The sequence below is a fragment of the Kluyvera intermedia genome (assembly GCF_034424175.1).
GTDB lineage: Bacteria > Pseudomonadota > Gammaproteobacteria > Enterobacterales > Enterobacteriaceae > Kluyvera > Kluyvera intermedia.
The window spans coordinates 1408639-1423556 of record NZ_CP139986.1; the positions used below are offsets into that span (position 1 = coordinate 1408639).

Annotated in this window: 10 protein-coding genes; 3 read left to right on the plus strand and 7 right to left on the minus strand. The window is 50.5% G+C overall.

Features of this window, described 5'->3' with window-relative positions:
* Positions 1-6: 6 nt before the first annotated feature.
* Entirely contained in the window at positions 7-1380 is a 1374-nt protein-coding gene (xseA, locus tag U0026_RS06805) for an exodeoxyribonuclease VII large subunit (protein WP_062774486.1), read from the minus strand.
* A 160-nt stretch (positions 1381-1540) separates the two neighbouring features.
* Here xseA and guaB point away from each other — a divergent pair, with 160 nt between their 5' ends.
* Together guaB and guaA are read left to right on the plus strand one after the other, a co-directional pair.
* Positions 1541-3007 carry an IMP dehydrogenase gene (gene guaB, locus U0026_RS06810; protein WP_062774484.1) on the plus strand — a complete coding sequence of 489 codons (1467 nt, stop codon included), beginning with the start codon at positions 1541-1543 and terminating at the stop codon, positions 3005-3007.
* A gap of 67 nt (positions 3008-3074) precedes the next feature.
* Complete coding sequence (gene guaA, locus U0026_RS06815; RefSeq protein ID WP_062774482.1) at positions 3075-4652, plus strand: glutamine-hydrolyzing GMP synthase; 1578 nt, start codon at positions 3075-3077, stop codon at positions 4650-4652.
* 423 nt (positions 4653-5075) lie between these two features.
* Here the strand turns inward: guaA and mscS are convergent, their stop codons facing one another.
* Positions 5076-5954: a small-conductance mechanosensitive channel MscS gene (gene mscS, locus U0026_RS06825; protein WP_062774480.1), complete on the minus strand. Its 879-nt coding sequence runs from the start codon at positions 5952-5954 to the stop codon at positions 5076-5078.
* Positions 5955-6308: 354 nt separating this feature from the next.
* The gene (locus U0026_RS06830) at positions 6309-6509 is read right to left on the minus strand and encodes a YfgG family protein (protein WP_073971109.1); all 201 of its coding nucleotides are present in this window, start codon (positions 6507-6509) and stop codon (positions 6309-6311) included.
* 352 nt (positions 6510-6861) lie between these two features.
* On the opposite strand from U0026_RS06830, the gene U0026_RS06835 reads away from it, so the two are divergent.
* On the plus strand, positions 6862-9144 hold the full coding sequence (locus U0026_RS06835; protein WP_062774478.1) for a sensor domain-containing phosphodiesterase: 2283 nt from the start codon (positions 6862-6864) through the stop codon (positions 9142-9144).
* Here U0026_RS06835 and ppx read toward each other — a convergent pair.
* From ppx to purM, 4 genes are all read right to left on the minus strand, one after another.
* Positions 9097-10644: an exopolyphosphatase gene (gene ppx, locus U0026_RS06840; protein WP_062774476.1), complete on the minus strand. Its 1548-nt coding sequence runs from the start codon at positions 10642-10644 to the stop codon at positions 9097-9099. The genes U0026_RS06835 and ppx overlap by 48 nt on opposite strands.
* 3 nt (positions 10645-10647) lie before the next feature.
* Positions 10648-12708 (minus strand): polyphosphate kinase 1, encoded by a 2061-nt coding sequence (gene ppk1, locus U0026_RS06845; RefSeq protein ID WP_062774474.1) that lies wholly within the window; start codon positions 12706-12708, stop codon positions 10648-10650.
* Between the two features lie 252 nt (positions 12709-12960).
* Positions 12961-13602: a phosphoribosylglycinamide formyltransferase gene (gene purN / locus U0026_RS06850; RefSeq protein WP_062774472.1), complete on the minus strand. Its 642-nt coding sequence runs from the start codon at positions 13600-13602 to the stop codon at positions 12961-12963.
* The gene (gene purM / locus U0026_RS06855; RefSeq protein ID WP_062774470.1) at positions 13603-14640 is read right to left on the minus strand and encodes a phosphoribosylformylglycinamidine cyclo-ligase; all 1038 of its coding nucleotides are present in this window, start codon (positions 14638-14640) and stop codon (positions 13603-13605) included.
* Between the last annotated feature and the right edge of the window lie 278 nt (positions 14641-14918).

Consider the following 14918-nt stretch of genomic DNA (forward strand, 5'->3'; position numbering starts at 1 on the left):
TCTCCGCTACTGCGATTTACGCGAACGCGTTTTTTTCTGCGGGGTTACGGTGGTAACCTCGCTCTCCACCCAGCCGTCTTCGAGCCGCGTGGTGATGAGATCGCCGGCTTTCACCTGCTTGACATTTTTCAACACGCTGCCGCTGGTGGCGGTAGAAACGCTATAGCCACGGGCTAATGTTGCCAGCGGACTAACGGCTTCAAGATGGGTAACTGCATGACCAAAACGTTCGCGCTGCTCGCTAAGACGCGCGCGAATGTTTTCCGCCAGCCGATAATCGAGCTGCTGGATACGCGTTTGCGCACGATGGATACGCGGCTGCGGGTTTTGCTGATTTAGCCTTTGCAGCATACGCTGCTGGCGCTGATTGGCCTGCTTTATCTGGTTTTCCAGCGCAAAGCTCATCCGCTGACGCAGTCGCTCCAGCGTGGTTTGTTGGCGTGCAAGACGTAACTGCGGGTGTTGTTGCTGTAAGCGGTGAAATGATTGCGTAAAACGACGACTGCGGTTGGCGAGATAGTAATCCATCGCCATGCCCAGACGCTGCTGGACGGACTGAATTTGACGCAGCAATTCCTGTTGGTTGCGGCTAACAATCTCTGCCGCTGCAGACGGTGTAGGTGCTCGCAGATCGCCAACAAAATCGGCAATGGTGACATCGGTTTCATGCCCGACGGCGCTGACAACCGGAATGCGGCTGGCAAAAATGGCGCGTGCCACGCGCTCATCATTAAAACTCCACAAATCTTCCAGCGAACCGCCGCCACGGCCAACGATCAAGACATCACACTCGTTACGGGTGTTTGCCAGTTCAATGGCACGAACGATTTGCCCCGGTGCATCGTCACCTTGTACCGCTGTCGGGTAGATAATCACCGGCAGGGAAGGGTCACGACGTTTCAGGACATGAAGAATATCGTGCAGCGCCGCGCCGGTTTTTGAGGTGATGACCCCAATACAGTGAGCAGGCGTTGGGAGCGGTTGTTTAAACTGTTGGTCAAACAGCCCTTCAGCCTGTAATTTGGCTTTTAGCTGTTCATACTTCTGCTGCAATAAACCTTCACCCGCGGGCTGCATGCTTTCGACAATAATCTGGTAATCACCGCGCGGTTCATACAACGTAATGTTGGCGCGAACCAGCACCTGTTGCCCATGCTGCGGACGAAACGTCACACGGCGATTGCTGTTGCGGAACATTGCGCAGCGCACCTGGGCGTTATCGTCTTTTAAAGTGAAGTACCAGTGACCGGAAGACGGCTGGGTAAAGTTGGAAATCTCGCCGCTAATCCACACTTGCCCCATTTCTTGCTCAAGCAGTAGACGTACCGTCTGATTCAGGCGGCTAACGGTAAAAATTGAGGGACTTTGAGAGGGTAACATGTGAGCGGGATCAAATTCTAAATCAGCAGGTTATTCAGTCGATAGTAACCCGACTGAAGGTGATCGCAAGTATTTTTTTCAAAAAAATGTAGATGCAATCGCTTACGCTCTGTATAATGCCACGGCAATATTTATTAACCTCCCAGGTGAGATATTGCCCATGCTCCGTATCGCAAAAGAAGCCCTGACGTTTGACGACGTCCTCCTCGTTCCCGCTCATTCTACCGTTCTGCCGAACACTGCCGATCTTGGCACCCAGTTAACCAAGACTATTCGTCTGAACATTCCTATGCTCTCTGCAGCAATGGACACCGTGACTGAAGCGCGCCTTGCTATCGCATTGGCACAGGAAGGTGGCATCGGTTTTATCCACAAAAACATGTCTATCGAACGCCAGGCTGAAGAAGTTAAGCGCGTGAAAAAACACGAATCTGGCGTGGTGACCGACCCGCAGACCGTGCTGCCGACGACGACTCTGGAAGAAGTGAAAGCGCTGACCGAGCGTAACGGCTTTGCTGGTTACCCTGTGGTGACCGAAGACAACGAACTGGTTGGTATCATCACAGGTCGTGACGTCCGCTTCGTTACCGACCTTAGCCAGCCGGTGAGCGTTTATATGACGCCAAAAGATCGTCTGGTCACCGTTCGTGAAGGCGAATCCCGTGAAGTGGTATTTGCTAAAATGCACGAACGCCGCGTTGAGAAAGCGCTGGTTGTTGATGGTAGCTTCCACCTGCTGGGCATGATCACCGTTAAAGACTTCAAAAAAGCAGAACGTAAACCTAATGCCTGTAAAGATGATAAAGGCCGTCTGCGCGTGGGTGCTGCGGTTGGTGCGGGCGCGGGCAACGAAGATCGCGTTGATGCGCTGGTTGCAGCAGGCGTTGACGTGCTGCTGATTGACTCCTCTCATGGCCACTCCGAAGGCGTGCTTCAGCGTATTCGTGAAACGCGTGCTAAATATCCGGATCTGCAAATCATCGGCGGTAACGTCGCAACGGGCGCAGGCGCTCGCGCGCTGGCTGAAGCCGGTTGCAGCGCGGTGAAAGTGGGTATCGGCCCTGGCTCCATCTGTACCACTCGTATCGTCACCGGTGTCGGTGTTCCGCAGATCACCGCCGTTTCTGACGCGGTTGAAGCGCTGGAAGGTACCGGTATTCCGGTTATCGCCGATGGTGGCATCCGCTTCTCTGGTGATATCGCGAAAGCTATCGCGGCTGGCGCTGCTGTTGTGATGGTTGGCTCTATGCTGGCAGGAACGGAAGAATCTCCTGGTGAAATCGAACTCTACCAGGGCCGTTCTTACAAATCTTACCGCGGTATGGGCTCTCTGGGCGCGATGTCCAAAGGTTCGTCAGACCGTTACTTCCAGAGTGATAACGCAGCTGACAAATTGGTACCAGAAGGTATCGAAGGTCGTGTAGCGTATAAAGGTCGCTTAAAAGAGATCATTCACCAGCAGATGGGCGGCCTGCGCTCCTGTATGGGTCTGACCGGTTGTGGTACCATCGACGAGCTGCGTACGAAGGCTGAATTTGTGCGTATCAGCGGTGCGGGTATCCAGGAAAGCCACGTTCACGACGTGACCATCACCAAAGAGTCCCCGAACTACCGCATGGGCTCCTGATAAGTTTCCGCGCCCGGTTTATCCGGGCGTTTTGTTATTGTTTCACTTGCCTCGGAATTAATGTCAAATGACAGCCAATATTCATAAACATCGCATTCTTATCCTTGATTTCGGCTCGCAATATACACAGCTGGTGGCACGTCGTGTGCGTGAGCTGGGCGTCTATTGTGAACTGTGGGCATGGGATGTTACTGAAGCACAAATCCGTGAGTTCAATCCGAGCGGTATCATCCTCTCCGGCGGACCGGAAAGCACCACCGAAGACAACAGCCCGCGCGCACCGCAATATGTGTTTGAAGCAGGCGTTCCAGTATTCGGCGTATGCTATGGCATGCAGACCATGGCGATGCAGCTGGGTGGTCACGTTGAGAGCTCAAACGAACGTGAATTCGGTTATGCGCAGGTTGAAGTACAAACCGACAGCGCCCTGATCCGCGGTATCGAGGATTCACTGACCGCAGACGGCAAACCGCTGCTGGATGTGTGGATGAGCCATGGCGATAAAGTGACGGCTATCCCGTCCGATTTCGTGACCGTAGCCAGCACTGAAACCTGCCCATTCGCCATTATGGCTAACGAAGAAAAACGTTTCTACGGCGTACAGTTCCACCCGGAAGTGACCCACACTCGCCAGGGCCTGCGCATGCTGGAGCGTTTTGTCCGCGATATTTGCCAGTGCGAAGCGCTGTGGACTGCAGATAAAATCATTGAAGACGCTATCGTTCGCATCCGTGAGCAGGTTGGCGACGACAAAGTTATCCTCGGCCTGTCCGGTGGCGTCGATTCTTCAGTTACTGCGATGCTGTTGCACCGTGCCATTGGTAAGAACCTGACCTGCGTCTTCGTTGATAACGGTCTGCTGCGTCTGAATGAAGCTGAGCAGGTCATGGATATGTTCGGTGACCACTTCGGCCTGAACATCGTTCACGTGGAAGGCGAGAAGCGCTTCTTAGACGCGCTGAAAGGTGAGAACGATCCGGAAGCCAAACGTAAAATTATCGGCCGCGTGTTCGTTGAAGTATTCGACGAAGAAGCGCTGAAACTACAAGACGTGAAATGGCTGGCGCAGGGTACGATCTATCCTGATGTTATCGAATCAGCCGCTTCCGCAACCGGTAAAGCACACGTCATCAAATCTCACCATAACGTCGGCGGCCTGCCGAAAGAGATGAAGATGGGTCTGGTTGAACCGCTGCGTGAGCTGTTCAAAGATGAAGTGCGCAAAATTGGTCTGGAACTGGGCCTGCCGTATGACATGCTGTACCGTCACCCGTTCCCTGGTCCAGGTTTAGGCGTACGCGTGCTGGGCGAAGTGAAGAAAGAGTACTGCGACCTGCTGCGTCGTGCGGACGCTATCTTTATCGAAGAGCTGCACAAAGCCGATCTGTACAATAAAGTCAGCCAGGCGTTCACCGTGTTCCTGCCGGTACGTTCCGTCGGTGTCATGGGCGATGGCCGTAAGTACGACTGGGTTGTTTCCCTGCGTGCGGTAGAAACCATCGACTTTATGACGGCACACTGGGCACATCTGCCTTACGATTTCTTAGGCCGCGTGTCCAACCGCATTATCAACGAAGTGAATGGTATTTCCCGTGTGGTGTATGACATCAGCGGTAAGCCGCCAGCGACGATTGAGTGGGAATAATTTCATCGTCCCTGTGAATTAAGCCTAAAAATAATAAGGCAACCCATCTGCATCGGGTTGCCTTATTTCGTTATGCGCAGTAAAAAGTTAAACGTGAGTTCTAAACTACGAAGTACATCCTCGTAATTCTGGTCCCTTTTCTAATCCTGCTGGATCCGTCGATTGAGTTTAGCTACCCAGCCATCATGCTGCTTTAACTCTTGGTTTTTGCCTTGTTGTTTAGGCTGCGCAACAGCAGGTAGTTAATCATGCAAAGATGCTGAAAAAGCTGCATGGCTTAACGTCGCGGTAAAAACGGCCAGAATGATTTATTTCTTTTATTTTATGGATATATTGAATGGATGCGCACTGAAGGGGGGCGGTTTTTATCAGTTACTATGATGAAATCAATACTCCCTCTGCAAATACAGAGGGACCATTAGGTTAATCGACCAACTGTAATTGTGGGTGTGATTGAGAAGTCACGTTCTCGACTCTGATATCCATTTGTGGATACGGTAAATCGATATGGTTCGCGTCCATCGCTTCTTTAATATTTTCCAGTAGATCGTAGTAAGTGTTCCAGTATTCGGCGTTAGGCACCCACACGCGGACATAAAAATTTAACGATGAAGCGGCAAGTTCGCCGAGTCTGACCGTCACGCCGCGCTCTTTGTCGATGCGGACGTCCTGCTCAATAATCTTCATTATCACTTTCTTCACATCAGCAATTCGACTCCGATAACTGACACTAATAATCAGGTCAATTCGACGGAAGGGGTGGCGGGAGTAGTTGATGATATTGTCGGCGATGATTTTGCCGTTTGGGATCACCACTTCTTTACTGTCGGCGGTCAGCAGGGTTGTTGAGAAAATATGGACTTTTTCCACTGTCCCGGTGACAACGCCAATTTGCACAATCTCTCCGGCACGAAACGGTCGCAAAGAAACCAGCAATACGCCGGCTGCAAAGTTGGATAACGAACCTTGTAGCGCCAGACCAACGGCTAGTCCCGCGGCCCCGATAATGGCAATAATCGATGAGGTTTCAATACCAATACGCCCCAGCGCGGCAACGATAAAGAAGGCGAGGGTGATGTAACGTATCAGGGCGGTAAAGAACTGGACGATGGTAATATCAACATTACGTTTTTTAAGTAACTTTTCCAGCCCGTGGGAGAGCAAGCGGGAGATAAATTTACCGATGAACAGCAGAATAATCGCAGCCACAATGTTCCAACCAAATTGGATGACCGAATCACTGTGTCCGGCCATCCACTCAAAACCGCTTCTTATCTTTGGAAATAGCGTAAAACCCTTCATGACATTACCCTGTAGCGTTAAACTTCAAAGAAAATTGAATCATCGCATGTGAAATATTTATGTATTCAGCGCTTATATTTTCATGCGTTATTTGTTGGTGATGTTTTGGGTGATAATTGTTTTTTATATACACAATTGCATGGAGCATAAAAACAGCGCGAATGGTGCGGCGAAGATAAAAGAAAAGTTTGCGTAATTGTGCGGGAAATGATGTGAATCACTCTAATAGTGAGTATTACGTTGGTTCTGATTGGCAAGGTGCGCGGTAATGTAAATCCCTTACCGGATGGTTAAACAGTGTACGGTTAGCCATCCGGTAAGGAATCTTGGTGCGAGAAAGAGACGAGCAGATGATTAACGAGCGTTGGATTGCGCTGGTGGGGTCTGTTGCTGGCTGCTTTGCTGGGACTCTTTTTTCTCCTGGTGGTGATGCCACGCACCGATAGAGGAGTAGACGAAGCGTCCAAAGAAGAAGATCAAGCTGATGAGGAGTACGATACGGATCATTCGACTGTTAAATCGGTGTCGTTTTCGTAAACTGGTAACCTGGCTCACAAAGGGGTCCTTAAGGAATGCCCATACACGGGCGATTAGTACATTAAGGCACAGAGTCAGCAAGGGGTCAATTGCGCTGAATGTAAAAAAACGTCAGATAAAACATTAATTAATGTTATATAAGATATTATTCGTATTCACAAAATATAGTATTAGATCTGAGATGGCGCTAAAAACAGTCATTTAATAATTTTAGGCGTGTATTTTTTGACTCACATCAAGCTCCATTCGAAACTGATAACTAAAATCCTCCACCTGACCCGCGTATTCTCTTCCCTCGCGGACTTTTAAGCCAGGTTGGATGCCTGTCTCTAAATACCCAGCAGGAATTGGGGGTATCCGTTGAGCATCTATGAATTTATGTAAGTTGTACAAGCAATATCGTGATTGTTGGTGGGGATTACCCCTGATATTGCCTCTTTTGATTTTGCCAATTATTAAAATTGCTAATGCATACACTTATATTGAGGGTGGCAAAACCTATCTTTATTACCTGCCTTTGCCTTTTATGCTCTGCATGATGTTGTTTTTTGGATGGAAATCGTTGCCGGGTTTGATTACAGCCATGAGCTGTTATATTACACGGGATTTACATTTTGTCGAAAAAATAGGCATGACGTTACAGTTTATTATTCCGACGATGTTGGCTTGGGGCGGCTATCAGTTTTTTAACCAACAGCGGAAAATGATTTCCCATGGCGACACTCGGCTCATGGCGCACCGCCTGTTCTGGCAGATGTTTATACCCGCTACGGTATTTTTAGTACTGCTTCAGTTCACTTTGTATATTGGTTTATACCCAAGTCTGGGTGATACCCGCTGGGCATCTCCTCTGACGCAGCGCAACTTAATCAATTATCAGTCACTATTGATGGGCTACCTGACTGGGGTGCCGCTGTGCTATTTATTAATACGATTGATACGCAACCCGTACTATTTGCGCAGCTTTATCTCGCAGGTTCGCCGTGATTTCGACCCAAAAGTGACGTGGGCGGAAATGTTGATATGGTGGGGGGCCGTGCTGAGTATTATGTCGATGCTGATGATGCCGATGACGCAAGCCAGCACTATTTTCAGCACTAACTACACCCTCTCATTGCTGTTGCCAGTTATGCTTTGGGGCTCAATGCGATTTGGCTATCGTTTTATTTCCGTCGCCTGGACGCTGATCGTGATTGTCGCCATTCACTACCACTATCACTATGTACCGAAAAGTGCAGGTTATAGCGTACAGATAGCGATTACCTCATCCAGCTATCTGATTTTCTCGTTCATTATCGCCTACATGGCGATGCTCTCCAGTCGCCAGCGCTTAATTCATGAACGGGTGCGCCGCATTGCTTTTATCGATCCGGTGGTGAGCCTGCCTAATATGCGTGCGCTCAGTCGGGCGATGAACGCTATGCCCTGGTCAGTACTGTGCTTCCTGCGAATGCCAGACCTTGAGGTGCTGACGCGCCACTATGGCATCATGCTACGTATTAATTACAAACAGAACCTGGCAAAATCGCTAAGCGATATCCTCGGTCAAGGTGAAGGAGTGTATCAGCTAACAGGCAGTGATTTGGCGGTGCTTCTGCATACTGAGTCCTATAAAGATCGCGTTGAATCACTGTATGAACATATTCAGCAATTCCGTTATTACTGGAACGGTATGCCGCTACAGCCTCAGGTGGGAATGAGCTATTGCTACATCCACTCTCCCATTGCCCATCTCCCGCTGATGTTGGGCGAGCTGAGCACGGTGGCTGAGCTGTCGCTGGTAAGCAAGCGCCCGGAAAACCTGCAACGCCGGGGTGCGCAATATGCGCAGCAGGAACTGAAAGATAAAATTGCCATGATGGTTCGCGTGCAGCAGGCGCTGGAGAACGATCGCTTCTGCCTGATGGCCCAGCCCATCGTCGGCATTCGTGGTGATAACTATCATGAAGTGCTGTTGCGAATGTTGGGTGATGATAATGAGCTTATTTCACCGTTGCATTTCTTGCCGGTAGCTCATGAGTTTGGTCTGGCTTCGCGTATTGACCTGTGGGTTCTGGAAAATACGTTGCGTTTTATGGCGGATTGTCGAAGCCATCATCCAGGGATTCGATTGGCAATAAATCTGTCGCCTTCAACCGCAAGTGGTCTGGGTTTTGCGCGTCAGGTTGCGACGTTGCTTGCAGAGTATGATATTCAAGCGTGGCAACTGGTGTTTGAGATCACGGAAAGCCACTCGCTGGTGAACCCTGACCAGGCACGACGCACGTTGAGTGAACTTCAGGATTTGGGATGTCGGGTGGCAATTGATGACTTCGGCACCGGCTATGCGAGCTATGCGCGTCTCAAGCATATCAGTGCGGATATCCTCAAAATTGACGGCAGCTTTATTCGTAACATCGCGACCAGCAGCATGGACTATCAGATAGTGTCTTCCATCTGTCATCTGGCGCGAATGAAAAAAATGCGCGTTGTTGCTGAGTATGTTGAGAATGAAGAGATCCGTTCGGCGGCTATTGCCTTAGGAATTGATTATCTACAGGGGTATTGCATTGGTAAACCAGCCCCTTTACAGGAGCTGGCTCTTAACGCTGTGGATGTTGAAGAATCAGGAGACCGTGTTCTCAGTGAACGCCCGCTCCTCAGTAATTTTTAACAACCAGCCCGTCACGCTTTCCCAGTACTGCTGCTCTTTCTCCAGATCGAGCAGCACTAACGCATTGTGCGTAAACCAGTCATGTGGGAAGCATAGCGTCCAGTGATTAGCCTCGGTGGTCAGTTTCAGCGTCGGCGGCGTGGTGGTGGCTTGACGCTGATTATTTAACAGCACGCCAAGACGTAGAAGCTGAATCATCGGCAGGAACTGTTTCTTCTTAAACAGCGTAAAGCGCGGCAACTCATCGAGTTTAATGGCTTTACGATGGAAGCGTACCAGCGTCGCCATCAGATACTGTTGTTCCTGATTGAATCCCGGCAAATCGCTATTTTGCAAAATATAAGCCGAGTGGCGATGCATACCGCTATGGTTAATATTCAGCCCGACTTCATGCAGCATAGACGCCCACTTCAGCAGTGCGGTCAGCTGTGGATTTCCCAGTTTCGGGTTTTGTTCCAGCCACTGATCGTAAATCTGCATAGTGGTTTCCAGCACCCGCTGCGCCTGTTCACGATCGATATTGTACTGATTCGCCAGGCTTTGTGCGGTGCGGCTTCGGACGTCCTGGTGACGGAAGCGGCCTTCCATTTCATACAGAACGCCTTCACGCAGCGCACCATCGGAAAGACGTAGCTCTTTTATCCCCAACGCATCAAACACGCCGCAGAGAATGGCAAGCCCGGGCACAAAAACGTTCTTACGCTCTTCAGACAGCCCCGGCAGGCTAAGCGAGCTAAAGTTCTTACTCTTCAACACCTCTTCAACCAGCAGGTCGAGGCGTTCAGGGGTGATAAAACCATCTTTTTCACCCAGCGCCAGCAGAACTTCATGAGCGGCCTTAATGGTGCCAGATGCGCCCATTGCCACGTTCCAGCCTTGGATACGATACTGCCAGGCTAGCGTTTCCAATTTCTGCACTGCGGCAAGGCGAGCACGCTGGAAGTTTTCCCGGTTGATAGTTCCGGCCAGGAAGAACTGTTGACCGAAGCTTACGCAACCCATACGGCGGCTTTCGACCAGTATTGGTTCGAAGTCTTCACCGATCACAAGCTCCGTAGAACCGCCGCCGATATCAATCACCAGCTTGCGGCCTTTCTCCGGCTGCGTATGTTCAACGCCCATGAAAATCAGACGCGCTTCTTCATTCCCGGAGATGATTTCAATCGGGTAGGGGATGACTTTTTCAGCACGCGTTAAAAACTCCGTCGCGTTCGCCGCCTGGCGAAGCGAGTGTGTTCCCACGATACAAACGCTGGCGGGTGAAAAACCTTGCAGACGTTCGGCAAACAGTGACAGACAGCTGAGCCCGCGCTCCATCGCATCTTCGCTTAGCATACTGTTTTCATCCAGACCGTCAGCCAGATGAACGCGCTGCTTCAAACGGCCAATAATCTGCATCGCGCCATCAACCACGCGCGCGATGACCATATGAAAACTGTTCGAACCAAGATCGACGGCCGCAAATTCTTGCGGCCGGGGTGCTTTGCTTTTTATTGGCATAGGTTAGTCAGGTTGTTCAAGTGATTTGAGATAATCGTAGATCGCTTGTTGCGCGCGAACCTTGCGTCGGTTCCCGCGTGGAACATAGCGATTACTCAGTTCTTTATCAACATAACGGGCTTTTACCGTGTCGCTGAACAGAATTTCAATAATATCGAGGATCCGTTGTTTGAGGCGCGGATCCAGCAGTGGTGTGGCGACTTCAATACGGTAATCGATATTACGCGTCATCCAATCTGCGGAGGAGAGATACACGCGTTTATCGCCGCCGTTATCAAAAATATAGATCCTATCGTGCTCAAGGAAACGATCAACGATGCTGATTACGCGAATATTATCGCTGATCCCTGCTAATTCCGGAATCAAAGAGCACATGCCACGGATCAACAGATTGACCTGCACGCCGGAACTGGACGCCGCATACAGACGATCGACAAGCCCTTTGTCCACCAGGTTATTGAGTTTCAGCGTAATTCCTGCCGGTAACCCGTTCTGCGCGTTGGCAATTTCATGGTCGATCATTTTGTAGAGCAGGCGACGAGAGTTCTGCGGCGACACCAGCAAGTAGTCAAAAGTGACTGGACGGTACGGGTTTTCGATAAAGTTAAACACCCGGCGTACTTCGTTGGTGATGCGAGCATCCGCTGTCAGTAATGAATAGTCGGTGTAAATACGCGCGGTTTTTTCGTTGAAATTACCGGTACCGATATGCGCATAGCGCACCACGTCTTCGCCTTCTTTACGTGAAATCAGGAACAGCTTGGCGTGGATTTTCAGGCCCGGTGCCGAGAAGATAACGTGTACGCCTGCTTCGGTAAGGCGCTTGGCCCAGTGGATATTCGCCGCTTCGTCAAAGCGAGCCTGCAACTCAACCACCACCGTAACTTTCTTGCCGTTGTGGGCGGCATGGATCATGGCATCAATAATACGTGAGTCTTTTGCCACGCGATAAATATTGATCTTGATTGCCAGTACGTTCGGGTCGAATGACGCCTGTCGCAGCAGTTCCAGCACATGCTCAAAAGTGTGATACGGATAATAGAGCAGCACATCCCGCTCGCGAATGGCGTCAAAGCCATTGCGGAATTTATCAAACCAGACGTGGCGTAACCTCGGCATCGGTTTATTGACCAAATTGGCTTTGCCGACGTTCGGGAAACCAATAAAGTCTTTAAAATTGTGGTAGCGACCGCCCGGTACTATGGAATCATAGCGTGAGATATTGAGTTTTTTACGCAGCATCTCGACCATGGCATCAGGCATATCGCGCTGATAGACGAAACGCACTGGCTCGGCGGTCAGGCGCTGCTTGAGGCTCGAAGACATCAGCTCCATCAGGCTCGACTCCATCTCGTGCACCAGATCGTACTCGGCATCACGGGTCATTTTCATCGAGTAGGCATTGAGCGCATCGTAATCAAAGAAGCCTTTGAAGATATCATCCAGGCAATAGCGCAAAATGTTATCTAGCAGGATCATTGGCTTGCGACGACGCGGGGTTTCCGGCGGCAGGTTGACGAAGCGCGGCACTTTATCTGATGGGATCTCCAGCAGCGCGTAATTAAACTCATCGCCGCGAATAATTTCCACCGCCAGATAGGTGTAATCATCTTTCAGGAACTGCACCAGATCGGTTTCCCGGTTGAGCAGAATAGGGGTGATGTGCTGGCGCAGATAATGTTTAAAGTAGTGACGTAGCCAGCTTTGTTGGTTCACAGAAAGCTGACGTTCGTTTATCAGGAAGATTTGGTTGCGTGCCATCTCCAGCAGCAACTCGTTGTACAAGCCATCAAACTCCTGATCGGCTTTCAGCACCCGCGCCTGAATTCGGGTCAGCAGGTGACGAGAATGCGTGGTCACGCCTTGTTCTTCGCTGATGATGATGCGGCGTTTTAACTCTGCGAAGCGGACCTTATAGAACTCATCGAGGTTGTTGGAGTAAATACCCAAAAAACGCATACGTTCAATCAGCGGATTGCTTTTATCTGCCGCTTCCTGAAGGACGCGCTCGTTGAAGGACAACCAGCTCAGCTCTTTTTCGATGTACAGTTTTTCCTGACCCATTACTACTTACACTCCGGTTTGTTCACGGGACGCGGCAAAGACGTCTTACTAAGTATATTGCTAGCTTTGCCGGGCTATGTCCAACTGTGTCAGCTAAGTATGACAGTTATCCTATTTTGCATATGAAAATTTTCGCTATTCTTTTTGATATCTAAGTCTTTTTCGCTATTTCTACTCTTGGCCGGCTAGCTATTAGAGGGATAAAAAAAGAGGGCCATGATGGCCCTCTGTAATAGATTTGTGCGTCGGCGTTTACTCATCCGCCGCGTAGCCTGCCGGAGGCAGCCTGACGCCGTCGATCCAGGCATGATTATCCTGCATTTTCAGGCGTCCATCGAGGAACCAGCCAACCACCAGGGGATAGATTGCGTGCTCCTGCACCTGAACCCGAGAGGTAATTTCATCCTCGTCGTCGCCGTCAAAAACCGGCACCTTTGCCTGGAGAATTACCGGCCCGCCGTCAAGCTCTTCGGTGACGAAATGCACCGACGTACCGTGCTCAGCGTCGCCGTTCTCCAGCGCTTGACGATGGGTATGCAGACCTGGATATTTCGGCAGCAGGGAAGGGTGGATATTCAGTAATTTCCCCTGATAGTGACCGACGAAATCGGCACTCAGGATACGCATATAACCTGCCAGCACGACTACATCGGGGGCATAGGCGTCGATTTCATGCATCAATTCGCGGTCAAATGCTTCACGACTGGCAAACTGACTGGCCGCCAGCGCATGCGAAGGGATCCCCGCATCGCGTGCACGCTCAAGGCCGAATGCATCGGCCTTATTGCTGAAAACCGCTCGAATGGTGCCATTCACTTTTTTCTGCTCGCAGGCGTCAATAATTGCCTGCAAGTTGCTGCCGTTACCGGAAATCAGCACCACGATGTTTTTCATTTATTCGATGACCACACGCTGTTCGGAATCAGAGGCTTTGATATAGCCGATTTTCCACGCGTTTTCACCTTTTTCGTTCATCAGTGCAATGGCTTTATCCGCCTGGTCTGCTGCCAGCGCAATGACCATGCCGACGCCGCAGTTGAAGGTGCGGTACATTTCAAAGCTGCTGACGTTACCGGCATCCTGCAACCAGTTAAACACCGCTGGCCACTGCCAGGAGGACTCGTCAATCACGGCCTGCGTATTGTCTGGCAATACGCGCGGAATGTTTTCCCAGAAGCCACCGCCGGTCAGGTGAGCGATAGCGTGCACCTCAACGTTGGCAATCAGATCGAGAATAGACTTCACGTAGATACGGGTTGGCGCAAGCAGATGGTCAGCCAGCGTTTTGCCTTCCAGTTGTGTGGTGTCCGGGTTGCAACCGCTCACTTCGATGATTTTACGCACCAGGGAATAACCGTTGGAGTGCGGGCCGCTGGAGCCTAGTGCAATAAGGACGTCGCCGTCAGCGACTTTACTACCGTCGATAATTTCTGATTTTTCGACCACGCCCACGCAGAATCCCGCCACGTCGTAGTCTTCGCCGTGATACATGCCCGGCATTTCAGCCGTTTCGCCACCGACCAGCGCACAGCCAGATTGCAGGCACCCTTCAGCGATACCGCTGATGACGCTTGCTGCCGTATCGACTTCCAGTTTACCTGTTGCATAGTAATCGAGGAAAAACAGCGGCTCAGCACCCTGAACGACCAGGTCGTTAACGCACATGGCGACCAGGTCAATACCGATGGTGTCATGACGTTTTAAATCCATCGCTAAACGTAACTTTGTGCCAACGCCGTCAGTGCCGGAAACCAGCACCGGTTCACGATATTTTTGCGGCAGTGCGCACAATGCGCCGAAACCACCTAATCCACCCATCACCTCAGGACGGCGAGTTTTCTTCACCACTCCTTTGATGCGGTCAACCAGAGCGTTTCCTGCGTCAATATCAACACCGGCATCTTTGTAGCTGAGAGAGGTTTTGTCGGTCACTGCAAGTCTCCACGCGTTTGCGATAGCAAGAAAAATCGGCGCAATTCTACCAGCCAAGGCAAACGTTTGCGAGCCTATTCTGCACCCATTTTTTTAAACCTTTTTTTCCCGCTTTTCAGTCAATAAATCGGTCAAATATGATACGGCTCACGAAAATGAAACCGGGTACACCCTTGTTCTTGCATCGCCTTCCTGGAATCCACATCATGTAACTGAAACCGGTTTCTTTTTGTGTTGCGGATGACCATAGCGCCGGGCTGGTAGGTTTTAATTAGCAG